General features: G+C 35.7%; 18 protein-coding genes and 1 pseudogene. 1 reads left to right on the forward strand and 18 read right to left on the reverse strand.

Features of this window, described 5'->3' with window-relative positions; genetic code table 11:
* Positions 1-96 precede the first annotated feature (96 nt).
* The 15 genes and pseudogenes from FS85_RS0103120 to uxaC all read right to left on the reverse strand — a co-directional run bounded on the left by FS85_RS0103120 (position 97) and on the right by uxaC (position 18236).
* Positions 97-876, reverse strand: coding sequence for a hypothetical protein (locus FS85_RS0103120; RefSeq protein WP_010134565.1), 780 nt, complete (start codon positions 874-876; stop codon positions 97-99).
* A 147-nt stretch (positions 877-1023) separates the two neighbouring features.
* Positions 1024-2055 (reverse strand): L-dopachrome tautomerase-related protein, encoded by a 1032-nt coding sequence (locus tag FS85_RS0103125; RefSeq protein WP_010134566.1) that lies wholly within the window; start codon positions 2053-2055, stop codon positions 1024-1026.
* 118 nt (positions 2056-2173) lie between these two features.
* Entirely contained in the window at positions 2174-2455 is a 282-nt protein-coding gene (locus tag FS85_RS0103130; RefSeq protein ID WP_010134567.1) for a hypothetical protein, read from the reverse strand.
* A 72-nt stretch (positions 2456-2527) separates the two neighbouring features.
* Positions 2528-2890 (reverse strand): hypothetical protein, encoded by a 363-nt coding sequence (locus tag FS85_RS0103135; RefSeq protein ID WP_010134568.1) that lies wholly within the window; start codon positions 2888-2890, stop codon positions 2528-2530.
* Positions 2891-2963: 73 nt separating this feature from the next.
* Positions 2964-3287 carry a hypothetical protein gene (locus FS85_RS0103140; protein ID WP_050809608.1) on the reverse strand — a complete coding sequence of 108 codons (324 nt, stop codon included), beginning with the start codon at positions 3285-3287 and terminating at the stop codon, positions 2964-2966.
* 178 nt (positions 3288-3465) lie between these two features.
* Entirely contained in the window at positions 3466-3633 is a 168-nt protein-coding gene (locus tag FS85_RS17000) for a DUF2200 family protein (protein WP_139062136.1), read from the reverse strand.
* 168 nt (positions 3634-3801) lie between these two features.
* Positions 3802-5325: an alpha-L-fucosidase gene (locus FS85_RS0103145; RefSeq protein WP_010134570.1), complete on the reverse strand. Its 1524-nt coding sequence runs from the start codon at positions 5323-5325 to the stop codon at positions 3802-3804.
* Between the two features lie 21 nt (positions 5326-5346).
* Positions 5347-5706: pseudogene (locus FS85_RS16835) on the reverse strand (hypothetical protein).
* Positions 5660-5878: a hypothetical protein gene (locus tag FS85_RS16595; RefSeq protein ID WP_010134572.1), complete on the reverse strand. Its 219-nt coding sequence runs from the start codon at positions 5876-5878 to the stop codon at positions 5660-5662. The pseudogene FS85_RS16835 and the gene FS85_RS16595 overlap by 47 nt, the downstream one beginning before the upstream one ends.
* 16 nt (positions 5879-5894) lie before the next feature.
* On the reverse strand, positions 5895-7184 hold the full coding sequence (locus FS85_RS0103155) for a glycoside hydrolase family 117 protein (RefSeq protein WP_010134573.1): 1290 nt from the start codon (positions 7182-7184) through the stop codon (positions 5895-5897).
* A gap of 7 nt (positions 7185-7191) precedes the next feature.
* Positions 7192-9195, reverse strand: a complete 2004-nt coding sequence (locus FS85_RS0103160) for a right-handed parallel beta-helix repeat-containing protein (RefSeq protein ID WP_010134574.1) — start codon at positions 9193-9195, stop codon at positions 7192-7194.
* A 6-nt stretch (positions 9196-9201) separates the two neighbouring features.
* Positions 9202-11049 (reverse strand): sulfatase-like hydrolase/transferase, encoded by a 1848-nt coding sequence (locus tag FS85_RS0103165; protein ID WP_010134576.1) that lies wholly within the window; start codon positions 11047-11049, stop codon positions 9202-9204.
* An 84-nt stretch (positions 11050-11133) separates the two neighbouring features.
* Complete coding sequence (locus FS85_RS0103170; RefSeq protein WP_010134577.1) at positions 11134-13974, reverse strand: glycoside hydrolase family 2 protein; 2841 nt, start codon at positions 13972-13974, stop codon at positions 11134-11136.
* A gap of 13 nt (positions 13975-13987) precedes the next feature.
* Positions 13988-16825: a glycoside hydrolase family 2 TIM barrel-domain containing protein gene (locus FS85_RS0103175; protein ID WP_139062135.1), complete on the reverse strand. Its 2838-nt coding sequence runs from the start codon at positions 16823-16825 to the stop codon at positions 13988-13990.
* Between the two features lie 10 nt (positions 16826-16835).
* Positions 16836-18236, reverse strand: a complete 1401-nt coding sequence (gene uxaC, locus FS85_RS0103180; RefSeq protein WP_010134580.1) for a glucuronate isomerase — start codon at positions 18234-18236, stop codon at positions 16836-16838.
* Between the two features lie 156 nt (positions 18237-18392).
* Between uxaC and FS85_RS0103185 the strand changes: the two genes are divergently transcribed.
* Positions 18393-19535, forward strand: coding sequence for a hypothetical protein (locus tag FS85_RS0103185; protein ID WP_010134581.1), 1143 nt, complete (start codon positions 18393-18395; stop codon positions 19533-19535).
* A 201-nt stretch (positions 19536-19736) separates the two neighbouring features.
* On the opposite strand, the gene FS85_RS16975 is transcribed toward FS85_RS0103185, so the two are convergent.
* The 3 genes from FS85_RS16975 to FS85_RS0103200 form a co-directional block, all read right to left on the reverse strand.
* Positions 19737-22028, reverse strand: coding sequence for a family 43 glycosylhydrolase (locus tag FS85_RS16975; protein ID WP_010134582.1), 2292 nt, complete (start codon positions 22026-22028; stop codon positions 19737-19739).
* Between the two features lie 249 nt (positions 22029-22277).
* A complete protein-coding gene (locus FS85_RS15035; protein WP_316927727.1) occupies positions 22278-23414 on the reverse strand; it encodes a glycoside hydrolase family 117 protein in 1137 nt (378 codons plus the stop codon).
* A 231-nt stretch (positions 23415-23645) separates the two neighbouring features.
* Positions 23646-25844 carry a glycoside hydrolase family 3 C-terminal domain-containing protein gene (locus tag FS85_RS0103200; RefSeq protein WP_237706935.1) on the reverse strand — a complete coding sequence of 733 codons (2199 nt, stop codon included), beginning with the start codon at positions 25842-25844 and terminating at the stop codon, positions 23646-23648.
* Positions 25845-25852: the final 8 nt, after the last annotated feature.

Consider the following 25852-nt stretch of genomic DNA (forward strand, 5'->3'; position numbering starts at 1 on the left):
TACAAACTTTATGTGAAATTGAAAAAAGCACCCTTGATTTTGAATGCAAGAGTGCTTTTTATGAGTTTGTAATCCCAATAGGTGTTTTGTATTGAATTATTTTTCTATGGTAATGGTTCTTTTTACTTTGTTGAATGGCCCTGGTATAACTGATCCGTTGGCATCTACTAACGCTAGTTCTATGGTTGCTTTTCCTATGGGTAAATTTTTAATAAGATATGGCTGCCATTCTGTAATAAAAAACTCTTTGTTATTGATGGTTGCTTTTACCTTGTTTCCATCTTTAGATAGTTGGGTGTTTAGCACAAAAAAGTCTAACATGATGTCTTTTGCTTCTGTTTTAGAATAGGTTCCTTTGGGCCTACTGTAAATTAAAGTTGGGGCTTGCATTTGTATGTTTAGGCTATCTTTGGGCTGCTCTCCTATGGTTAGCTTTTTAACAACTACGGCATTGCTGTTTTTTACGGATTCGTGATAAGATCGACTTAAAAACGCTACCAAGTGATGCACTCCGTTGGGCATTTCTTTTGTAAACTGAGATTGATAATGTGCCGAATAAGGTTGGTTGTTTACGATAAAATGAATGTGTTGCCCTTTGTCTGAATTTGCTAGTTGGTTGGCATTAGGACTTTGGGTTTGTGCTCCTAATTGGTAGTTTTTTACTTGAAAGTTAAAACTTACATTTTTATCTTGTTCTTGGCTTATGGTATCCCAATTTTTTAGTTCTAAACTGGCTGTGGAATACGCAGGAGATTGGGTTAATTTTTCTAAGGTTATTTTTGGAATGTTGTCTGACTTTGTATTCTTTTTTTCTTTACAAGAGGCAAAGAAAAGAGTGGTTATGAATACGAAAGTGAAAAGATGTTTTTGTCTCATTTTTTGTTTGTTTTTATGGTTTTCTTTTTCCTATTAGGATTTCCATTAAGGTAACAAACATATAAGACTTTTCAAAAAAATAGGTTTTATGATTGGGTTATGTATGCCCTATAAAACCTATTTTTGTTGGTAATGCCTAGATGTTCTTTAGTCTAAGGCTAACTTGTAAATTCCAAACTCCATTTGACTAATGTCTCCCTTTGTTTGGTTGATGCGAGAGTTGGTATAGTATAATTGGTTGTTGTATATGCTAAAGGTATCGGCCCATTGTATTTTTTTTCCTTGTGCAAAAACAGTTTGTTTTGCTGTGGCTAAATTTAATTGAATGATTTTGTCTTGCTCTAAATCTGCCATGTATAAATTTCCTTTTTGGTCTATAATCATTCCGTCGGGAGAAGGGGTTTTGGCTACCAATTTTACGGATTTGTTGATAAGTTCTGTGTTTTGAGACAAAAGTGCATCGGTAGCAATGGCATACAAACTATAGCCTGTTAGTGCATGAAAATACAATTGGTTGTTTTTAGTGTCTAGGGCAATTCCGTCTGAATGGACAGTGTTTTTCCAGACTCCATTGGCAAAAGTTAATTGATTGGTTTCTGCTAAGGTAGAAGGATGATTGTCTAGGGCTCTAAAAGAAGTTCCTGTATGTAGATCGACCACCACGATTCCTGCATGCCCTGAGTCGGTTAAATACATTTTTTGATGTTTTTCGTCGATACGTAAATCGTTGATATATGAATTTGGGTGGTAACTGTTTTGAGATAAAATGTAGGTTTGTTTTAATTGTTGGTTTGCTAAATCGAAAGCAAAAATGCGTGGGGCATTTAGCACTCCTTTGAACATAGGATTGCGAGTATCTAATACATACAAGGTGTTTTTGAAAGCAACTACGGATTGTACTGCTACAAATTTATTGGTAGGAATGGTGTCTCCCATTTTCCATTGGTTCCATTGTTTGTTAGGAAATGCTTTGACTGTTCCGTTTTGTAAAACCTCTACAACCGAATGTTTTATAGGCTCTCTCCATCGGGGAAAGTTGGCAAATATTCTACCTGTATGGCTTACTGTAACACCTGTAACTTGTTGGCCTTTAAAAGAGGCTACTTTTTTTATTTCTGTGTTTTTGGATGAACAACTTATTAAGATAAGTAGCAAAAAAACTAAGCAAATTTGTTTCATTTTTTAGGGTTTGATATTGAATATTTAAAGTCATTTATTTGTGTTTGATAGCCACTTTTACACATACATTAAAAACAAAAAGCTCATCTTTCGACGAGCTTTTCTATTTTTCAGGATTTTACTTTTTTTCCTCTGTTTTGCAACAAGATTTTTCTTTAGCATCTCCTGTATGACAAGTTTGTTTGTCTGCATCGCAACATTTGTGTTTGCATTCTTTGTGTCCATTTACGTCGCAGGTTTTTCCTTCGGCACAACAACCAGAAGCTACACATTGTTTTTTACATAATTCTGTTTTGCAACAATTGGTTGCACATTTATTGTTTGCAGAAGCAGCGTTTCCACAAGCTACAAATAGCCCCATAAGTGCAACGATTGCAAATGCTAATACATTATTTTTCATGATTTTTATATTTAAAATTTAGTACTCTTTTTTTGCTCAACTTTTTGAAAAAGGAGCAATTCCGATTAAATTTTAACTACAAATAGGAGGTTGAAAAATTTTAGAAGTAAAGACCGAACTACTTTCTTGATACCCAAAAAGCTTTTTAGGACGGTAGCTAGGTATAAATTGTATTTTTTCTAATTGATGAGTAATTGCAATTACACTAACACAACAGCTCATTTTAGAAGTTCCAGAACAACAATCCTTTTTATCCGATTTCTGTTCTTTTTGATTTAGCACTGTACAGCAAGTATGAGATTCAGCATCTTGTTTTTTATCTTTTACAGCACAAGTCGTTTTTGTTTTTACCTGATGTACAGGCATAGCTTGTACTGTTACAACCAATTGCAACATAAAAACAAAAGCTATAAAAATGGATACTGCTGATTTCACATTACAAAGTTATTTATTTTAATTGACAAGTGCCAAAAAATACAAATCAAAAAAACTATGCCATGAGTAGTGTTTACGATACTGATAATTTGTCTAATACCAAGTGTAGTTCTTTTAAAGATGTTTCCTCGATAATTTTAGTACGAATGGTTATTTTTTTTGTGGGAGTTTGTAATATGTAATCTCCTGCAATTTTTTTTATCGCTTGTATTTGAGATAGAGAAATTACTGAAGCAAAAGGATGATTTATTTTTAAAAATCCTTGATGAATACTAATGTATTGTTGTTGGTACTGATAAACATAAACCGATAAGTAAGCGATAGAAATCACAAGAGCCCCGTATATAGTCCAGTTGTGCTCTGAGCTAACTAAGAAACTGATAAAAAACCAGATCATAAAAGCCAAACCCGAATACAAATTTCCTTTGATGTACTTTTTTTGTAAGCTATTCTGATTTTCATATTGTTTTTTATTGAAAGTTAGGAAAATTGATCAGTGCAACTACCGTGAATTTCACAGTTTATTTTATGTTATTCAAAACCCGATATAAAAAAACACACCAGTAAAAAACAATTCAACTTATTATACTTACCTGCTTGTATTGTAGAGTTCTTAGAATTTTATCTGTCTTTTTCCCTTTGACCAATAAGCCTACTAACTTGTATAGACAACGCACCTGTTGGTTTAGTGATGTACTGATATTCTCTCCCTTTTCTACAAATAATACCTTTGTTTGATAAATTTCGCTATTTTTTTACTCTTGTTAAGAGTAATTTATTGGTTTTACCTTTTATTTTGATACAAACAAAAAAATCCCTTTCTCTATAAACTGAGAAAGGGATTTAAAACTCCAAAAAATATAGGAGATCTATTCTTTTCTTACAAAACAAACTGTTCTACAGTTATTTTTTTATTCCAACTCTAACTTAAACACGTTGGCAATAGAATTCATTTTTGTATCAGGGATGGTTATAAAAAACGAAGCAGAAGTATGTTCAAACTTAGTGGTGGTGTCCGTTCCCATATGTGATATTCTCTTAATTCTTCCTGGAGGGATGTTTCTATGGTAACCTCCAATAGAACGCATTTGAATACGCTTTCCTACTTTAGGCTCTCCTAAAAAGAAAATATACATGCTTTTTTTGTCTTTGGCCACGGTAAAACGAACATCATCTGCCGTATAGTTTACTGATGAAGATTGCCCTGCATTGTGTCCCTCACCAGTAGAAGCATTTCCAAAACCAAAAATATTATGAGGTCTAGTTCCATAAACAGCTTCTCCATGAACTTTCATCCAATCTCCAATTTCTTTTAGTACATCTCTTTGCTCTTGATTGATAACTCCATCTGCTGTAGGCGATACATTTAACAATACCACTCCATTTTTACTCCAGATGTCAATCATGTTACGCACTACTAAATCTGCAGTTTTGTACGGATGTCCTTCTACATACATCCATCTGCTTTTCCCTAAAGTCATATCAGTCATCCAAGGTGTAGGCCAAGAATCTTTACGCCCTCCTTGTTCGTAGTCTAATACACTATAGTCCAAAGGCAAATCTTCTTGCTTATGAGCCAACATCACCTCTTTGTGTTTTTTTATTCCATTGTTAAAATGATGAGCTGCCATTTCATTTCGTTTCTCTTCCGGAATTAAATTCAACCAGGAGTCGTACCATAAAATATCAGGACTGTATTTATTTACTACTTCATTTACTTGGTCTAACCAATATTGATTGAACTCTTCAATGGTTTCAAAATTACCAAACAACTTACGCAGTTTAGGGTCTGTAGTAGCCGTTGGTAAATCTGGATGATATACATAGTGACTGTCATAAGCTGTTTTCCAAGCTTCGGGTTTGTCTCTATTTCGTTGTCCGTTACGTGCGTGGTGAAAAGTAGCAATAGTTTTTAATCCTTTTTTCTCTAAAGCTTTAAACATATCTCCCAAAATATCACGTTTAGGCCCCATGTCTGCTGCATTCCAAGGATTTACATCACTGTCCCACATGGCAAAACCATCGTGATGCTGAGCTACAGGACCAGCAAACTTTGCTCCTGTTTGTTGAAACAATTCTGCCCAATCATTTGGATCGAATTGAGAGGCTTTAAACATGGGAATAAAATCCTCGTACCCAAACTCGTAAATACTTCCATATGTTTTTTCATGATGCCTACGTACACTGTTATTATCCTTGTACATGTTATGCGGGTACCAAGCACTTCCAAAAGCAGGAACACTGTAAGGTCCCCAGTGAAAATACATTCCCAACTTGGCATCTGCAAACCACTCGGGAGCAGCTCCGTGTTGTTTTAAAGACTCGTAAGTTGGTTCATACTTGGTAACGGTAGTCTTATTGCTTCCATCTAGCGACTTGCAAGCAGCAAGCCCCAATAATAAGACAGGAACTACATATAACTTCTTAATATTCATATCTGTTTGTTTTATCTCTTTTTATTTCTGATTAAATACTCTTAAGGTGGTCGTTGCTATATGCCCTCCTGCATCTGCAAACTGAATCGCTATTTTGTTATTCTTTTTTAAGATAGATGGATTTACAGGTATTTCAATTACTCCGTAAAATCACTCTCTATCCGTTTGAGCTTCCCCAGCATAGTTAGTTGGAACATTCACAGCAACTCCATTAATCATTACTGATGGATGTAAACTCTTTCCATGACCTCTACCAATTCCGATTCGTAACACAGCTTTTGTCTCTCCTTCTAACTCAACATTATTTATATGGAAAACAACTTCCTTAGCAACCTTAATCGGTTGGTAATATTCTTGCGAATAATACTTTTTGAATCTCATTTAGTTTGATTCGTTTTTTAAACGAATACTCCAATACCATAGTGGCTTCTGGTTCTAAGCTAACAGTACTTAAGTTGTTTTTATACTCCCTTTCTTCTGCCTTACCTTCTATTTCTACCGATTTATAAGGAGAATAGTGCTGCTTCACTTTAAAACTTTTAGTGATGTTCATTATTGATTCTGTTCCCTTACTTTTTTATTCTGCTCTCTATTCTCTTACGTTGAGACTTACTCAAACCATGCTTTTTGTAATAGAAATCCTGCGGATAGGTGTAATAATGTTTTTTCATCTCATCATCATGAACATCTAAACTTAAATCACAATCAAAACGAGTTAATACAGTATGATTCCAATTTCCATTGGCATTGATAAAATGTGAAATTCCCCACGTGATTCCTTTTCCGTATTTGGTGTCTGTAAAAGCATCTGGCACATAAGGACCTGCGGCCACAGGTAACAATTCTGTAATGGCAGCTATCTTAAAGTTTACCCAGTCTTCTGCATACTGAATGGTATTGTGCTCTTGCCCATCTCTTTGTACAATAGCCGCTACTCCTTTTCTAAAAGGGAATAAGGTAGTTTCGTGCCCTGAATTGATGACAGGATTTAACGGATGCTTTACAAAAGGCCCCAAAGGATCTTCGGCAATAGCCAAACCTTGCATTCGTATTTTAGAAGGTTTTAACTCTGGTCTTTTATCAAAGTCACCTTTGTAGTACATGTATATTTTTCCATTGTGTACCAGTGGATATGGATCATGAATAGAATACTGATCCCAAGAACCTTCAGGACCATTCGGCAATACTATTTTTCCTGTATGATGCCAAGGACCATCAGGAGAGTCTGCCCAAGCTACGGACACTGGACAAAAATCACCTCTTAATCCACTTGCTTCTTCAAACGCTTGAAAATACAAGTAAAACTTTCCTTTCCATTTTAAAATATCTGTGGTAGTTACCGAACGCCATCCTGGTTGTGGCTTTGGAGGACGAGGTACTGCAATCCCCTGTTCTTCCCACGTAAATCCATCCTTAGATGTTGCATACCAAATATCGGACAAATCCCAATCTGCAGAAGGTATTACATCTGTTGCTTCTTTGGCACGTGACATACCTACTGGTTTTACAGGACTTTTTCTACCTGTGTACCACACATAATATTTCCCATTTTCAAAAATCACTTTGGAAGGATCTCTACGTGTAATGGTTCCATCCCCTTCATTGTAATCAAATCCTTTTAATTTGGTGTATTTAAACTGTGAGTACAATTCGGTTTGCTCGGGACGTAAAGCTTCATAAGCATCGTAATTTCTTGCTACTGCTGCACTTAAAGGTCTGTTTGGTTTTTCTGTTGGCACAAAAAATGGAAATTCTTTCGTTTGGGCTTCTTTAGCAGACTCTTTTGTAACACTTTGTTTTTTTTCTTGACAAGAAAAAAGCAACACACAGGTTATCACACTCCATACATATTTTTTCATGAGTTTATTATTTAAGATGATATCTATTGTTTTTTATATGTTCTATTCCCAACTCCAAATAGTCTTTACTTACTGGCCAAGCAAAGTCTTTTGGACTCCAATTTACTCCTGCTCTCCAATAATTCCCTCCGTACTCATAAGCACCCAAATCTGGAGCTTTCCCTTTATAACCTTTGGTATTTTTTTTAACCTTTTTTCCTTTATCAATAAGTGGACTGTGGGCAAATGGCATAAACAGCCTTTCCTTTTTAGTCTCAAATGGAAGTTCTGAAAACTGCTTGTTGTTTTCAAATTTGTTATCCGCCTCGTCTCCTAAAAATTCTTTTTCATCAACTCTATATTTTTTACCATCTCCAGAATCCCACCAAGGACGGACATCTGAAATATTGTTGTACAATACATTGTCTTTTACATTGGTTTGACGTCCGTTTCTTTTGGGCACCCATGAACTAATTAAAGCTTCATCTGATTTTCCCACATTCCAAAAAGTATTGTTGTAGATTTTATTGTACACCGCATCCCAATTAAAATGCAAACCTGCCCACTCTACATCCCACACCACATTGTGATGCACAATATAACCCGCAGAATTGTTGTCTAAGTAAATTCCTGTTGCTTTGTTTCCAGCATGTCGGTCATCTGCATGAGCATTGTGAAACCAATTGTGATGTACTTCTATATTTTTAGGAATTCTATTTCCCGTTACATAAAACAAACCTCCATCAGCACCCGAAATCAAACATTTTTGAACGTGATTGTAAGCAAACTCACTGTCATTTCCAGAAATGTAAATTCCATCTCTTGCCGAACCACTAAACGAGTTGCGTATCACTCTGTTTCTTTCACCAAAACTACCTAGCAAATAGGCATGAATTCCTGTGGTATTAAAATGTTGTACGATGCAATTTTCTACCAAGGTTTCAGAAGAGCGATTGCCTAGTAAAATTCCATTAACACTTCCTTTTTCTAACACGCAATTTTTAACAACATTGTGTATTCCTCCATTTACTTGAATGGCTGCATCAGACACCCTTGCTCCGTTCAAATCGGTTATCAATCGTTCAGCTCCGTGTTTGATCATGCAATTGCTAATGGTATTTCCATCCCCATTAACCACTATTGCACCTCCAAAAAAGTTCAGCCCTTTAATTTGGATATTGTTTTTATCAATAACCACCAATTCTTTACGGATTGTAACTTCTACCTTTTGATGATTAGGATGAGTTCCTTCTGGAGCATAAAAGTATAGGGTTTTACTGCTTTGATCATAGTACCATTCGTTGGGTGCATCCAAAGCCTCTAGCTTGTTCATCAAATAAAAAACACCTCTGTGCCCTTTTTCCAATCGTTGAGGTGAGTGTGTTTTTCCAAACGGCCATTTGTTTGGTAAAGTTTTAAAAAACACACGATTTAGCTCAGGAAGATAGCCTGTAATGGTTCGTTGCCAAGCACAACCACTATGTGCTCCTAGGTAATGAATAACTCCGCCCGTCCAATCTATTTTTGGAATTTCGTTGTTGCTAATAAAAGACATAGACCAAGTTCCTTTGGTTTTGTCTATAAATTTTGCATCCAAACTGTATTCGTTATTGTCTATGTTGTTGGGCCATCTAGCTAATTGCATTTTCTCATTGTTGCAATACACATTGTTGGCAACTCCCAAATCCATCTGTATGTTGTTGGCTTTGTATATTTTGTCTTGATACAGTTCCCATCCTTTTACTCTTTGAGTAGCGGTAATAATTACCTCATCGTTTTTATAACGTGTAAAAATTATAGGTCTCTTTTTAGTTCCTGAACGGCTGGGTACGATCTGCTCTCGATACACCCCTTGATGAATATAACACACATCTCCAGCCCTCATTACCTCAACAGCTTGTTGAATGGTCTGAAAAGGGTTAGACAACGTTCCATTTCCACGCTGTTTGTTACGACCATCTACATGGTAATCTTTAGCCAAAGTAGCTAATGTAATTCCTACAAAAAATAAAAAGAAGGGAACTTTTTTCATCTTAAATTATTTTAATTTTAGTTGGTAATCATGAGCTCCTGGTGCAAAATTGCTTCTATACACTTTTGTTCCAGTTCCCCATTTCTCCCAATCAATTTCAGCTCTATTATCTCCTAAAACAATTGTTGTTAATTTTTCTCTCATCTTTTGAGCAATTTTTTGATATTTTTTATCAAAAGCTACATTGTTAATTTCTTTAGGATCTTTGGTAGTGTGGTACAAACTAGGGTCTATTTGATCATACGGTGCGTTTATTGCCCATTTGATATTTTGTCCAGGATTTTTTTGCCACCCCCAAGGACGAATTTGCATAGAAAACACGTATTCTTTGGTACGAATATAAGCTCTTGGTCCAGTAGCAGCATGGCTTTCTCCTATAATATAATCACGTATAGGAGCTGTTCCATCAACAATGGTTGCTAAGTCCATTCCGTCTAAATACTCATATTTTTTAGCTTTCAAATCTGCCCCTCCATTGGCTAAAATAGTAGGAGCAATATCTACAAATTCTGCATACTCTCGCACTACTTTTCCTGCTGGAAACTTCTTTTTGTCCGATGATACTACTACTATAGGATTGTGTGTATCTAATTCCCAAGGTGTACATTTAGAAACCGCTCCGTGATCATTCAACTTCCACCCATGATCCCCATGTACATACACAATGGTCCAAGGCTGTTTTTTTGCTTCACTGTAAGCAATAAAATCTTCTGTTGCTTCCCCGATTAAAGCATCTCCATACGCACAATAGGCATAATAATCTTGAATCATTTTTAACTTTTGCTCATCCGTAAAATGATCTGATCCTTTACTTTTGATGAATCCCTTGATTTGCTTTGGAATTTTGGCAAATTCGGCATCTGTTAACACAGGAATTTTATAATCGTTTTGTTGAAAACGAGCTCGGTAATCTGCAGGAGGCAATACGGGTGTATGAGGAAAATTATAGCCTAAATGCACAAACAACGGTTTGTTTGGATCCAAACCGTTTACTGTTTGAGAACCTACTTTGAATTTAGGATTGGTGTTTTTTAAATAATCTTTCAATACAATGTTGTACTGCCCATCTCTGTTTTTTCCTGCGGGTTGCGAACTCACACCAGACAAAATCATTCCTTTAGCAGGGTGTTCTTCTTCTCCTTTTTTGTAATGACGAAGAATGTCGTATTTTTTGTTAAACGCTTCCGTTTTACCTTTGTATTCTGGCTTTTGTTTTTCTAGCTCCAAAGATGCGTACGTAAACGTTCCATCAGGCTCTACAAAATACTCTGTACTTTTTAGAGGTTCTTCTAATTTTTCTCCATTCACTACCTGAATCCAATCTTTTCCCCAACCTGTTAGGCCATCTTTGTGCATTTTTTTAAAACTTACATCGTTTTGGTAAATTGGATGTGCTTTGGTTTTTCCATTGGCTGTTAAGGTTTTGATACGTACACCTAGTTTTCCTACATGAAACGTTTGGTAACCTTCGCTAACCATTTGCTCTGGAAAAGTTGGGTACGAATTTTCTGTTTTGTTATTGTAATACTCAAAACTATACACCCCAGAACGGAATGGATAACGTCCCATATGCATAGCCGAACGAGAAGGTGCACACACAGGCGAATGACAATAGGTGTTGATGAACGTAGTTCCCTGTTTTGTTAACTTGTCTATGCTGGGCGATTCTACATATCCTAATTCACTCATTTCTCTTCCGTGCAACATTTTATTAAAAGCACGCACCGCATCGTAACGATGATCGTCGGTAACAATCCACAAAATATTGGGTTTTTGTACTTTGTTTTTTTGGGCAAATGCCATTACGCCAGTCAATAGCGTAAAAGCAAAACATCCTAATTTTTTAAATCTCATAATTTTTAATGTTAATTTGATTCTAAGATATTCAATCTAAATATTTTCAACATTGTTTTGGTTTAAAAAAAAAAACACAAACTCCTAAAAATCAAACACTAAGTCCACAGAAATCATTTCGTCAACGTTTCCGAAATAATGTATAGGATTCCCTTTTGGCCCCATCTGTATAGGTTCTTTAAATTTGGTTCCAATAGCTGGAATATTTTTTACAAACGAAATATCTCCTTTTGGAAACTCTTTTACGGCAGCTCCTTTTACCGGATCTTTGGGTGCTTTTGGGGTTAACATTCTTAAAAAAGTATTGTCCGAATTGCAATACACAGTAAATCCATTATTATTCTTTCCCTTTACTTGCACCCAATTTAAGTTGGCATAAAACCCTTTAAACTCAGGATATACAAATCCAGATTCTCCTGTAACCGTGTTGTTATAATCGTTTTCCCAAACCTGAAAACGAGTTCCTTTCATACGGTTTCTCCACACTCTATAAGGCCCATCACCCAACCATTTCATTCCTTGAACTTGATTTTCTGGAAACGAGAATGTGATTCCCATATACTCTTTTACCATTTTGATGTTTCTTATTTCTGCATGCAAACTTACCATACCATTGGCATGAATAGTCCATTCAAAAAAATCTTGTGTGGTTTCTTTATTTTCTTTCCAGTCCCAATACTTTGGTTTTGCCTTGTACAACGCACGAATAACCACTTTGTTTTTTTGCGAACTGATTTCTACATTTTCTATTTCTGATTTGCTTCCTAATAAAATAGGCCCATTGTGCAACGGAATAATTTGCTTTCCTTTTTTTACTTGTTTTAACAAACCTGTAGCTTTAGAAAAAGTATAATGATGACTTTGTGTTTTTACAAAAATTTCTTGATCGGTACTTTTTAGCTTTAACAAACCTTTCTCTTTGTTAGACAAAACACGTATTGTTTTTTGATTGATATCCTTAGGCTTTTGCACAGGATATGACCATGTAAACAATTCCATTCCATTCGGATCTTTGGCCGTTAAATACAATACATCAGCTTGTTTCCATCCTTCTGGTTTTTCAATTTTTATTTTGCCTTTAGCCAAGGGAGCAATATTAGGAAGCCTTACTGCTTGTTGAACTAAAATTTCTTGAGTTATTTTGCTATTTGGAGTTTTGAACTTTACCCACTTAGCCTCCATACTGCACTCAATTAAATTGGTATAATGATATCTGTTTTCTACGTTAAAAACGCCATCAAAATTGTCACGAATAAAACGCTCTTCTAGGTAAATAGGTGACCAAATTTCTTTAATGGTAAAATAGCTTGCTTCTTTTTCTCCATAAGGCCCCACAATTCCGTCAGGAGCATGATTACCATCGGTATCTAAAACACCACCTTTGTCTGTTCGCACTACTGCCTCATCGGCAAAATCCCATAAAAAACCACCCGCACTTAAAGGCATGTTCCACATTTGTTTCCAATAATCATCTAAACTAGCACCATGTCCCCCATCGTACAAACCATGATTGAACTCTGTTGGAAAATAAATTTTATCGTGCGTAGGGGCATCGTAGGCAAAAATGTGATATTCTGGATAATGCATGGTATTTGTTTTTCCAAAAATTCCCCAAGGATGTATGACTTCTCTTTGTTGAATGTCCCATTTGGCATAGTCATCATCTAATTTGGTATTCCATCCTGTTTCATTTCCGTTTGCCCACAACACAATAGACGGATGGTTGACATCTCTTACCACGGCTTCTCTAATTATTTTTTCTCCAACTTTTTCATCTAAATAAGGTACGTGCCAAGTACAAACTTCATCAATTACAAACAATCCCAAAGAATCACAAGCTTCTAAAAAGTGAACATCTGGCGGATAATGAGACATACGCACTGCATTCATATTCATATCTTTTATCATATTGATATGTTCAATACTCAAGGCTTTAGAAGTGGTTCTTCCCGATTCTGGATAAAAAGAGTGACGATTGACCCCTTTGAATTTTATTTTTTGATTGTTCACATAAATTCCATCACTTTCTCTTACTTCTACGGTTCTAAACCCAATTTTTTGATGAATTTGATGTAAGATTTTTCCTTTTTTATCTAACAACTCAATTTTTAATTGATACATATTGGGTTTTTCTGGATTCCAAGTTTTGATATTTTTAGCAAGTGTAAAAAAAGAAATTTTTCCTTTTTCTTTGCTGATATCTTCTGTTTTTAAATCTTGAATTTTATTTCCCAAATCATCTTGTAAAACAACTTGTACAGTCGTTGCTTTTCTTGAATCTGTAAAAATATCGGCTTTAATACTTCCATCGGCTTTGGCATCTACAGCTACACGATTGATGTGTTCTTTAGGCAACACCTCTAAATACACAGGGCGATAAATTCCACCAAAAATCCAAAAATCTGTATTTCGTTCTGCTGAATTGATAGATTCATTGGCTGACATTTTATGCACCTTTACTTCTAACTGGTTTTCTGCTCCGTATTTTAATAGTTTAGAAATATTGTATTTGAATTCGTAAAAAGCACCTTGATGAATTTCTCCTGCCAGTTGTCCGTTTATTTTTACCTCGGCATCGGTCATAACACCTTCAAAAACAATCTTTACCTCTCTTTGTTTCCAAACTTTAGGAACTGTAAATTGATGTTTGTAGATCCCATATTCGTTATGATAGGCTTTTCCTGCTTTGTAATCACGTCCATAATTGTAATTTCCAAAACCTTGCAATTCCCAACAAGAAGGCACTTCAATTTTAGTCCATTTTTTACTTTGCATTCCATCAGAACAATAAAAATCCCAAGCAATCGTATGGTCTTTGTCCGTTCCTGTTAGATATTGTTTAACGGTATTTAAATTTTGCGATTGTGCCGTAAACACAGTATATAAACCACTGATTAGTAGCCCTATTGCTTTATGTATTTTCATTTATTGCTATTTCTTAAAATTCAAAAGTTAAATCCATCACAATAGGCTCGTCATCATTACCAAAATAATGTTCTGAGTTTCCGTGAGGTCCCGTACTTTCTGCAAATTGAAATTTGGTTCCCATGCCCGGAATATTCATTACAAAAGAGATATCGCCAGTTGGGAAAGCAGGATGTACTTTTCTTTTTGCTGCTCCTTTTTTATTGTCTTTGGGCTCTTCGGGAGTTAACATTCGCAAATAGGTATGCGGAGTTCTACAATACACGGTAAAGCCATTGTTGTGATTCCCTTTTACCTTAGACCAATATAGATTGGAAAAGAATCCTTTAAATTCCGGATATACAAACTCGTATTCTCCTCCAGCTTGCCCTGTTACAGTATTGTTATAATCGTTTTCCCACACTTGAAAACGCGTACCCTTGGTTCTGTTTCTCCAAACTCTATACGGTCCGTCTCCCAACCATTGCATTCCCGCCACTTCTTTTTCTGGAAAAGAGAATGTAATTCCTCGATACCCTTTTAAGTTTCTGAACCCTTTGAACTCTACTCGTAAGTCTAACAATCCATTAGCGTGTACAGTCCATTTAATCACATCTGATCTTTTCTCTTTGATGGTAGACCAAGCAGGCATCCATTTTTTCTCTTCAAAAATTACCAGAATTTCCGTTTTGTTGTCCAGCGATGTTATTTGAATATCTTGTACCTTGTCTTTTTGATTTAAAATGATAGGCCCATCCGTAAGCGGAATCAATGTTTCTCCTTTTTTAACCTCTTTTAACAAGCCGTTTTCCTTTGAAAAACGATAACGATACTCACCAGCCGTTACCGCTATTATACGGTCGGTACTTGTTGTTTTCACCAAACCGTTATTGCTGTATTCCACCTTCTCTAGATTCGATTTTTTTGGACTCGCCACAGGGTAAGACCATGTAAAAATTTCGTGACCATTTACATCAGTAGCAGTTAAATGCAGAGCATCAGCTTGTTGCCAACCTTGCGGTTTTGGGATGTAAAGTTCACCTTTTGCTCCAGGTTGTAATGCTGGTAATTGCACCTTGCTTTTGTGTAAAATTTGATGACCTGCTTCTTTGGGTTCTTTAAATTTCAACCAGCTTGCCGTCAGTTTGCAATCTTTTAAGTTAGTGTAATGATAGCGGTTTTCAATACGGAACATCCCGTTAAAATCAGGAGTGACATAACGCTTTTCTATAAAAATTGGCGACCAGATTTCTTTGATGGCAAAATAACTGGCTTCTTTTTCCATATACGGTCCTACAATACCATCGGCAGCTTTGCTCCCTTGCAAATCTATTTGATTGTTTTTGTCTGTACGCTCAATTCCCTCATCGGCAAAATCCCACAAAAAGCCTCCTGCACTCAGTGGTAAATTCCACATGATATTCCAATAATCTTCCAGCCCAGCTCCATGACCACCATCGTACAAACCATGTAAAAATTCGGTTGGGAATAATATCTTTTCTTGTGAGTATGCATCATTAATTAAGGAATGGTAATGACTGTAATGAATGGTATTCGTTTTTTTGTAAATACTCCACGGATGGATGACTTCTCTTTTTTGAATATCCCATTGGGCAAAATCTGCATCCACTTCTGAATTCCATCCTTGCTCATTCCCGTTCGCCCAAAGTATTACTGAAGGATGATTGACATCGCGAACCACGGTTTCTTTTACAATTTTACGAGCCACCTTGGTATCTAACACAGGATTGTGCCAAGTACAGATTTCATCAATCACAAACAATCCTAAAGAATCACAGACTTCCAAAAAATGTTTGTCTGGTGGATAATGCGACATTCGCACCGCATTCATATTCATATCTTTCATTAGTTGCACGTGCTCTGTACTTATTTTTTTAGAAGTAGTTCTCCCCGACTCTGGATGAAATGCATGACGGTTCACCCCTTTAAATTTGATTCGTTTTCCGTTTACATAAATTCCATCACCTTCTAAAACCTCTACGGTTCTAAAACCTATTTTTTCCGTAACGCTATGTAATATTGTTCCTTTTTTATCTAACAAATCTATTTTTAGTTGGTATAAATTTGGAGTCTCTGGATTCCATGTTTTAATAGCAGAAGCTTTTGTTTCTACACGGAACTTACTTTTTTCTTTTTTAAGATCTTTAACTTTTAAGTCTTGTACTTTGTTCCCTTTAACATCTAATAAAGTTAAAGCAACATCATCTGCCTTTTTAGTATCTAAAAATAAATCTGCTACAATGCTACCGTTTGCTTTTGCATCAATCGCATAACGATCTATGTTATTTTTAGGTGAAATGGTTAGATAAACAGGACGATAAATTCCTCCAAAAATCCAAAAATCTGCATCTCTTTCCGCATGGTTGATAGATTCGTTAGCTGAGGCTTTGTTTACTTTTACTTCTAACAAATTGTTTGATCCGTATTGCAACAAATCGGTAATGGTATAGTTAAATTCGTAAAAAGCACCTTGATGTACTTCTCCTGCCAATTTTCCGTTAACTTTAACTTCAGCATCTGTCATCACTCCTTCAAAAACAATTTTAATGTCTTTGTTTTTCCAATTTTTATCAGCAAAAAATGAATGTTTGTACAAACCATATTCATTTACACGATCTTCTATTTTATCTGAACCATAATTATAGGTTCCAAATCCTTGTTGTTCCCAACAAGATGGCACACCAATTTTAGTCCACTCACCACTTTTTCTTCCATCAGAACAAAAGAAATCCCATGCTACTACATGGTCTTTATCGGTTCCGGATAGATAGATTTTTTGAGTTTGATTTTGAGCAACACCAAAGCTAGAAGTCATAAAAAAACATACGACAAGTAAATAAACTATTCTCATAATAAGTTTCTTAAAATTCAAAGTAATTTTTTGCATTGTGATAGCAGATATTTTCTACCATATTTCCTAACAATTCCATATCATTGTTAATGAGACCGTTTTCTACATCGTTCCCTAACAAGTTACACAATATTCTTCTAAAATATTCATGTCTTGGATAAGACAAAAAACTTCTAGAATCTGTTAGCATTCCTACAAAACGACTAAGCAAGCCCATATTGGACAAAGCATTGATTTGATTTTCCATACCCGTTTTTTGATCTAAAAACCACCACCCTGACCCAAATTGTATTTTCCCAGGCATGGAACCATCTTGAAAATTCCCTATCATAGTTCCCACCACTTCATTCTGAGCCGGATTCAAATTGTATATAATTGTTTTGGTCAACTTGTTTTCCGTATCCAAACGATTTAAAAATTTAGACATGGTAGCAGCACAGCTTAAATCATGGATAGAATCAAACCCTGTGTCAGGCCCCAAAGTCGATAGCAAACGCGTATTGTTATTTCTTAACGCACCATAATGAAACTGCTGAGTCCATCCTTTTTCATAATCCATCACTCCTAACTCGTACAACATAGCCGATTTGAACTGACATACTTCTCTCTTATTCAACTCCATTCCCGAACGAATTTTTAAAAAAATAGTTCTAATTTCTGACAAAGTATAATCTTCGGCATAAAACTCCTCTATTCCATGATCAGATAGTTTACACCCAACTCCAGCAAAATAATCATGACGAATTCTTAGAGCTTTTAGCAAATCATCATACGTATGAATGTCTATTTCAGCAGCTTCAGATAACTGAACCATATATTCATTAAATCCCTCTACATTTTCTACAGACAGAGCCTTGTCTGCCCTCCATGTTGGCAATACCTTTATGGTACAATTGCTATTTTTTATCACTTTGTGATACTCTAAGGAATCCACAGGATCATCCGTGGTACAGACCACTTCAACATTCATCATTTTCAACAAACCTTGAGGACGATAGGCATCTGTTGCTAATTTTTCATTAGCCAAATCCCAGACCTCTTTGGCAGTGTTTTTATTTAATACACCTTTAAAACCAAAAAAAGCCTTCAGCTCCATATGTGTCCAATGATACAATGGATTCCTCACCGTATGCGGTACCGTTTCTGCCCATTTTTTAAATTTTTCCCAATCTGTGGCATCACCTGTACAAAAACGCTCATCGACTCCATTAGTTCGCATAGCTCTCCATTTGTAATGGTCTCCGTACAGCCATAACTGAGTGATGTTCTTAAACTTTTTATTTTCTGCTATTTGTTGAGGCACCAAATGACAATGATAATCAATAATAGGCATTCTGGCTGCATGTTGATGATACAGTTGACTTGCTGATGGGCTGTCTAACACAAAATCTTGATCTAAAAAAGGTTTCATATCGTTGATTCTATCATTAAAAGATTTTCAAAAATATTCCCTCAAACTTAGTGATACGTCAATGTTTTCGTAACTTTAACGCCACTTTAACGGTATGTATAACCGTTAAAGCAACAAACAACCTATAGTAAACCAAGGCTTTTATCATTAAAAAGAATGCAACTCAACATTGTACAAAAACAATCGATTGTAAATACAATCAAGCAAAGTGAGAGTTTTAAAAATGCTCCTACAAGCATTGCCTTGCTTCAATATTTGTTTGAAGCAACAGCTAAAAACGAACCACTGAAAGAAAGTGTTATAGATTTGGATTTTTTTGGAGACAAAGGCAACAATGAAAAAAGTAACCCTAGGGTGCGTGTGAACGTATACAACTTGCGAAAAAAACTGACCCTTTATTACGAAAATGAAGGAAAAAATGACCTTTGGAAAGTGAGCATCCCTAAAGGACAATATTTGGTTCAGTTTACCAAAACACACAGTCAGTTTGAGCGTTATAAAAAACAATTAAATGGATGGAAAATTGCTCCCTATGTTGCATTGATATTTTTAAGTTCTCTATTTGTTTGGCAGTTTTTACCCCAAAAAGAACCCAAAATTTGGTCTTCTATATGGAACAATGGTCACACCAACCACTTGTATATTGGCGATTTGTTTGGGATGAATGGAAGGACTATCACAGAAGGCAATGGATGGACACGTGATTTTAATATCAATACCGAGAAAGAGTATTATGAATGGATTAAAAAACATCCTGAACACAAAAACAAAATAAGCCCTTCAACCTTTAGTTACACCACAACCATGGCTGCTCTAGCTACAAGAGATTTACAAGCATTGCACCAGACCCACAGCAAAAGATTCTTTTTACATTTTACCACCAAAAGTTCAACAAGCGAAATTAAACAGGGAAACGCAGTTTATGTGGGGCCTTTAAAAACACATAATTTATTTGTACCATTCTTTAATGAAGGAAATCCATATTGCTTTATTAAAAACAGGCAATTGCATATTCAAAAATCAAAAAAAGTGTACAACTTAAACTCCTATAATCAAACTGATGAATTTGCATTGGTGAGTAATTATCCTGCCCCGGGAGGCACTGAACATCTGTTATTTATCTCACAACACGATATTGGGGTTAGTGCCACTGTTGAGTTCTTTTGCAAAAAAAATAACTTAGAGGCCTTTGCCAAGCAACACTTAAACAATCATCAGTATTTTACAGCAATTTTTAGAGTAAAAGGGCAAGATCGCACAAGTATTGATATGCAGTTAGTAGAGGTAATTCCGTTTTAACATTATTAAAATACCGCTACCCTTGTTTTTCTATTACACAAGTTTACTTTAAAGGGAAATAACCCACGTAAAACCAAAAAACTTTGGTCTGAACCATTTTTTATGACCAAAATTCACGTTAAATTAGACCTGCTTCGAGCACAGACTAGCATGCATCCTACTAAAACAATCCGAGTAAAAAGAACCCTTGATATTAACCTCTTATTTTGTTTGATTTTCTGTTTGTATTCTTTCTTTCTGTTTTTTGGTTAAACCTAACTGAAAATAAAACTCTGGATCTAACCTGTAATTGTGATGTTTCATTTCTGGATCATCAACATCCAAACTCAAATCACAATCAAATCGACACAGTTCCGAATGCCATTTGTTATTATTCTTACTTTTAAAGTTGATAAAATGACCTATTCCCCAAGTAATTCCTCTTCCGTTTTTATTATCTAAAAAAGCATCTGGAATGTAAGCATTAGGTCCAACAGGCATAAACTCTGTTATGGCCATCACCTCAAAATTCACCCAATCTTTTGCATACTGAATCGTAAAGTGCTCTGAACCATCTCTAATTGTTAAAGAAGCAACTCCTTCTTTCCAAGGGAAAAAACAAATCTCATGACCTGAATTTTGTACTGGATTTAAAGGGTGCTTTACAAATGGTCCTAAAGGATTTTCTGCAATCGCCAAACCAATTCCACTCCATACTGTTCCTGGTCTATTAAAAGCAGCTTTATAATACAAATAAATTTTTCCATTATGAACTAAGGGAGTAGGTGCCTGAATAGAAAACTGATCCCACTCTCCTTTAGCCCCTGTAGGAACTACTACTTTATTTACATGCTTCCAAGGTCCATTGATATTGTCTGCATAAGCTACCCCTACAGGGCAGTAATCTCCTCTTTTACCGCTAGCTTCTGTAAACGCCTGGTAATAAATATAGTATTTATCTTTAAATTTTAAAATATCTGGTGTTGCCACAGCTCTCCAGCCTGGTGTTGGTTTTTCTGGTCTACCTACAGCCACTCCTTGTTCTTCCCAATGAAAACCATCTTTACTAGTTGCATACCAAATTTCTGCCAAGTCCCAATCTACAGAAGGAATTTCATCCGTAGCTAAATGAGCATTACTTGAACCTACTGGAGCTACTTTTGTATCACGTTTGGTATACCACACATAATACTTTCCATTTTCTCGAAGAATTTTAGAGGGATCTCTACGTGTAATAGTTCCATCACCATTGTTGTAATCAAAACCTGTTAACTTCGTATACTTAAACTGAGAATACAATTCATTCTCTGCATTTACATGTGATGGATATTGATAAAAACTTCTTTTTAAAGCCTTACTCAAAGGGTATTCTTTTGCATATTTTGTTACTTGATACGGAAAAGCTTCTGTTCCTGGCTTAGGTGTTTTTAGGGGAATAACAAGAGAATATGAGTTTCCACTTCCTTTTGGTAAAACGGCAATAATTAAAGCTTTTGGAATACCATTTTCCATATAAAACTTGGGCATGTCTGCCGTGCGAGTAGTCTTTGTTACTGCACCATCCGTCCATTTAATTTCTCCGGCTTTAATTACTAAAAAATTTTTTGCAGGTTTCCAATTAAACCCCATGTCATCTCCTTCGAAAAGCATTGTAGATCCATCAGGATACTCACTCCATGCTCCTCTAGAATCTTTTGCCAAACAATAGTAATTTCCATTAAAAACCCACTCTACATGATCGTCAATAGCAAAAGAAGCCGTAGGATGTGTAATAAAAGGCATTCCTGTATCTACAAAAGGCCCCAAAGGTGATTTAGAGATAGCTGTAACATGCACAACTTTACCATGTTTAAACTTGGGATGTGGTTTTACATACTTGTAAGCCAATAAAAACTTTCCATCATTCCTTTTACTAATTGTTGGGGTAGAGGTCATCATACGTCCATTAGTTGCATCAATCAACGGCTTGTCAAATCGTTTCCATTCTCCATTCAAATCATCGGTAACAGCAACTCCAATACGTTGATTATTTCTATTGATCCACCATTCTTTATTTTTAGTTGAGGGCATGTTATTTTTAGCAGTTGTATCCCAATAACCACTCCCTTTGTTTCCCATGTGATACAAATAGTACTTTCCCTTGTATTCTAACACATGTGGATTGTGGGTACAATCTCCATCCCAGTAGTTCTTACCTCTTGCAGGTAACACAACATTTTTAAATTGGTATGGCCCCGTTAATTTATCAGACACAGCATGTGCAATTTCTGAATGTGTTACCCAGCCGTGATGCCCTTTTGATTTTGGCCAGCGAGAATAAATTGCATGAAATTTTCCATCTTTTCCTCTCAAAATATTGGTTCCCCAAACATTGTATTCTTTTTCTTTAATGATGTTTGACTTGTCAAACTTTTCTGGAAGTAATTCAGAAAAATTAAAATTATCCTGAGCAGTACTTTGTTTTGTAACAAAAAAGACTCCTATCACTAACCAAATAATCCTTCTCAAATTCATAATGCTGTTATTTCGTATTTATAATTCATCATTTTACATATCTCTGCTATACACTCAAAAGAACTATGGTAAAAGAACATTTATCAAACAGAAAGTCTGTTTTATATTGTATTGATGTTGTGCCCTATATCATAACACTAGCTATTTTAAAAAACAAATAATCACAGAATCAAACTGGCTATTGCCTTTTGCTATGAATTGATTCCTCATCATCCACTTTATTTCTGATGTTGTCTAACAATAAATTATTTACTCTTCTCCAGTAATTCGTTTCATTTGTTTTTTAGATAACTTTCTTTGAAAATATACATCTGGATGAAAATACAATCTTGATTTTTTCATTTCAGGATCGTGCAAATCCAAACTTAAATCACAATCAAAACGAGCTAAGAAACTATATTTTCTAGTCTTTCCAATATTCTCTCCTTGTCTTCCGATAAAATGAGAAACTCCCCAAGTAATCCCTCTACCATTTCCGTTGCTATCAAATGCATCAGGAACGTATGCTCCAGCTGCAAAAGGCATTAAAGCAGAAACTGCTGCAATGTCAAAGTTAATCCCATCAGGAGCATATTGAATGGTGCTATTCTCATTCCCATCACGTAAAACCAATGCTGCAATTCCTTCTTTAAATGGAAACAATGCTGTTTCATGACCTGAATTAAACAAGGGGTTCAGTGGATGTTTTTTAAAGGGTCCCAGAGGAGAATCTGCAATAGCCACTCCTGCTCCTACCAAATAGTTAGGTCGATCTCCATAAGCAGCTTTGTAATAAATGTAAACTTTACCATTGTATACCAACGGGTAAGGATCGTGGATTGAGTACTGATCCCACGTTTCAGGCTCTCCATTAGGAATAATTTCCTTATCGACAATTGTCCAAGGTCCATCAGGTGAATCTTCATATGCAGCTACCACAGGACAGTGATCTCCCTTAGTACCACTTGGCTCGTTATAAGCTTGAAAATATTGATAATATTTCCCTTCCCACTTTAAAATATCTGTAGTAGAAAGAGATCTCCAACCTAAAGCTGGTTTCTTAGGACGTGCAATAGCAACCCCCTGTTCTTCCCAATGGATACCATCTTTTGAAGCGGCATACCAAATATCCGACAAATCCCAATCGGTTGACGGAATAACCTCTGTGGCCAAGTGGGCATTTGAATATCCAACAGGAGGCTGAACAGTGGCACGTTTGGTGTACCATATGTAATACTTACCATTTTCTTTTATGATTTTAGATGGGTCTCTTCTAGACAACGTTCCATCTCCATCATTATAGTCAAAACCTTTTAATTCAGTGTATTTAAAAGCTGAAAACAATTCGTTGTCTTGATATCTTGGAGCCATATAGTTGGTGTACAAACGATCCATAGCCTTACTCAAAGGTCTGTCTGGTTTTGTTTGTGGTATATCCCATGGATATCCTTTTAAATTCTCTAAAGGCTGTTCTTATGTTTTTGCTTCTGCTTGTGAAGATTTTTTTACGCAAGAAATTATCCCTACAGTTACAACTGACAGCAAGATGTATTTAACTATATTCATTATTTTTAATTTACTTGATATGTTTATTTTAGTTCTATTTTTCTGTAATCGATATTGTTCTTAACGAAATTATTATCTTAAAAGAATTATGGTTTCTTGAAATTTAGCAGCTCCCAATTTAGTACTTAATTCTCCTGGAGATGAGTTTCCAACAGTTACCTTATAAGCTCCTTTTCTCCAAACTTTTTGTCCTTTCACATTAATTACTTTCAACGACTCTGGGTGTATTGTAAACTCAACTTTTTGAGTTTCTCCTTTCTTTAAAGCTACACGTTTAAATGCTTTTAAAGTTGTGAATGGTAAACCTTCACCTTCTTTTTGGCTTTTAGGGCTGATGTACAACTGCACTATTTCATCAATATCAAAATCTCCAACATTCGTTACCTCAACACTTACTTTTAAACTTTCTTTCTTTCTTAATTTAGCATCTTCAACTACTAGATTTTTAAACTCAGTTTTAGAATAGGTCAATCCAAAACCAAACGGGAACATCGGTTCTTCTGTCATGTACTTGTAGGTACGACCTTTCATAGAATAGTCTTTGTAGTCTGGTAATTGAGCTACACTTTTAGGAAATGTCATTGGCAAATGTCCAGTAGGAGAAACTTTTCCAAATAACACATCAGCTACTGCATTTCCTCCTTGTTCACCTGGATACCATATCTGTAAAATCGCATCACAGTGCTCCTCAATACCTTCTAAAGATACCGGACTTCCACTAGCAATTACCAACACCAATGGTTTGTCTTTTTTCTTTGCAGCCAATTGTTTAACATAGTTGATTTGATTCTCAGGTAACTTTAAATCCAACCGATCGCCTTTGTGATTAGAAGCAATCGCATCAACTCCTTCTCCTTCTCTATCCGCAGTTAAACCAACCACACAAATTGTAACATCTGACATACCTGCTACATTAGGTGCCCAGTTTTTTGGATTGATGTTTTTCTGAAATGGCAATGCTCCACTTCTATAATTTAATGATGTCCCCAAAGAAACTGCATCTGTAATTCCAGCCAAAATTGTTACAACTCCTGGACTTACACCATAGTAACTTCCCATTAACATATCTGATGAATTTGCAAAAGGACCTGTTACATATGGTACTTTAATATCTGTTGGCAAGGGCAATAAGTTGTTCTTATTCTTTAACATCACAATAGATTTTTGTGCTGCTTCTCTGGCCAATTCAATATGCTCTTTACTATGAATTAACTCTGGTCCAATTTTGCTATATGGATTTTTAGATAAATCTTTATCAAACATTCCTAAACGGAAACGCGTTTTGAATAACTGCTTTGTTCTTTCGTGAACCAACTCTTCAGTAACCAAACCTTGATCAATTGCTTTTTTTAACTCTTTGTAAGTGGCACCACAGTTTAAGTTGGTTCCTGCTTTTAAAGCTACTGCAGCTGCGGCTACTTCTGAATCTACATATTTGTGACCAACTTTAATTTGTTTTATCGCACCACAATCTGTAACCACATATCCGTCAAACCCCCAACGATCTCTTAACACATCCGTCAATAAAAATTTATTGGCGGCCATAGGAGCTCCAAAAACCGCATTGTGTGCTGGCATTACTCCTTCTACATTTGCATCTTTTACCAATGCCTCAAACGCAGGTAAATAAGTCTCGTATAAATCTTGCTGAGTTGGTACGGCATTGAATTCTAAACGAAGGCTTTCTGGCCCTGAGTGTACTGCATAATGTTTGGCACAAGCAGCAGATTTTAAATAATTTGGATCATCTCCTTGCAAACCTTTTACAAAAGCAACGCCCATTTGAGTCATCAAATACGGATCTTCTCCAAAAGTTTCCTGTCCACGTCCCCACCTTGGATCTCTAAAGATATTAACATTCGGAGTCCAAAAGGTTAATCCAGCATACCTACTGTGATTTCCCATTTGTTGCGAAATCGTATATTTTGCTCTTGCTTCGGTAGAAATAGCACTCGCCACTCTTAAAGCTAAATCAGGATCAAAAGTAGCCCCAATTCCAATTCCTTGTGGAAAAATAGTTGCTTTTCCGTTACGTGCAACCCCATGTAATGCTTCGTTCCACCAGTCGTAGTCTGGCACTTTTAATCTTGAGATTGCTGGTGCCGTATTTTTTAATTGAGCAATTTTTTCTTTTAATGTCATTTGAGACACTAAAATTTCTGCTCTTTCTTCAATTGATTTATCTGTATCTAAAAAACTTAAATCTACTTGCTGACTAAATGTTACAATGCTGAACAATCCAACAACAAAATTCAATAATCTATTTTTCACGTCTAATT

The sequence above is a fragment of the Ochrovirga pacifica genome (assembly GCF_000220525.1).
GTDB lineage: Bacteria > Bacteroidota > Bacteroidia > Flavobacteriales > Flavobacteriaceae > Ochrovirga > Ochrovirga pacifica.

Excerpts from the sequence above, each read along its gene's own strand:
- FS85_RS16595 (WP_010134572.1), bottom strand. The coding sequence starts at position 5,878 with ATGAACATCACTAAAAGTTTTAAAGTGAAGCAGCACTATTCTCCTTAT.
- FS85_RS0103120 (WP_010134565.1), bottom strand. The coding sequence starts at position 876 with ATGAGACAAAAACATCTTTTCACTTTCGTATTCATAACCACTCTTTTC.
- FS85_RS0103130 (WP_010134567.1), bottom strand. The coding sequence starts at position 2,455 with ATGAAAAATAATGTATTAGCATTTGCAATCGTTGCACTTATGGGGCTA.
- FS85_RS0103140 (WP_050809608.1), bottom strand. The coding sequence starts at position 3,287 with ATGATCTGGTTTTTTATCAGTTTCTTAGTTAGCTCAGAGCACAACTGG.
- FS85_RS0103165 (WP_010134576.1), bottom strand. The coding sequence starts at position 11,049 with ATGAGATTTAAAAAATTAGGATGTTTTGCTTTTACGCTATTGACTGGC.
- FS85_RS0103185 (WP_010134581.1), top strand. The coding sequence starts at position 18,393 with ATGCAACTCAACATTGTACAAAAACAATCGATTGTAAATACAATCAAG.
- uxaC (WP_010134580.1), bottom strand. The coding sequence starts at position 18,236 with ATGAAACCTTTTTTAGATCAAGATTTTGTGTTAGACAGCCCATCAGCA.
- FS85_RS0103175 (WP_139062135.1), bottom strand. The coding sequence starts at position 16,825 with ATGAGAATAGTTTATTTACTTGTCGTATGTTTTTTTATGACTTCTAGC.
- FS85_RS0103145 (WP_010134570.1), bottom strand. The coding sequence starts at position 5,325 with ATGAATATTAAGAAGTTATATGTAGTTCCTGTCTTATTATTGGGGCTT.
- FS85_RS0103160 (WP_010134574.1), bottom strand. The coding sequence starts at position 9,195 with ATGAAAAAAGTTCCCTTCTTTTTATTTTTTGTAGGAATTACATTAGCT.
- FS85_RS0103170 (WP_010134577.1), bottom strand. The coding sequence starts at position 13,974 with ATGAAAATACATAAAGCAATAGGGCTACTAATCAGTGGTTTATATACT.
- FS85_RS0103155 (WP_010134573.1), bottom strand. The coding sequence starts at position 7,184 with ATGAAAAAATATGTATGGAGTGTGATAACCTGTGTGTTGCTTTTTTCT.
- FS85_RS16975 (WP_010134582.1), bottom strand. The coding sequence starts at position 22,028 with ATGAATTTGAGAAGGATTATTTGGTTAGTGATAGGAGTCTTTTTTGTT.
- FS85_RS0103125 (WP_010134566.1), bottom strand. The coding sequence starts at position 2,055 with ATGAAACAAATTTGCTTAGTTTTTTTGCTACTTATCTTAATAAGTTGT.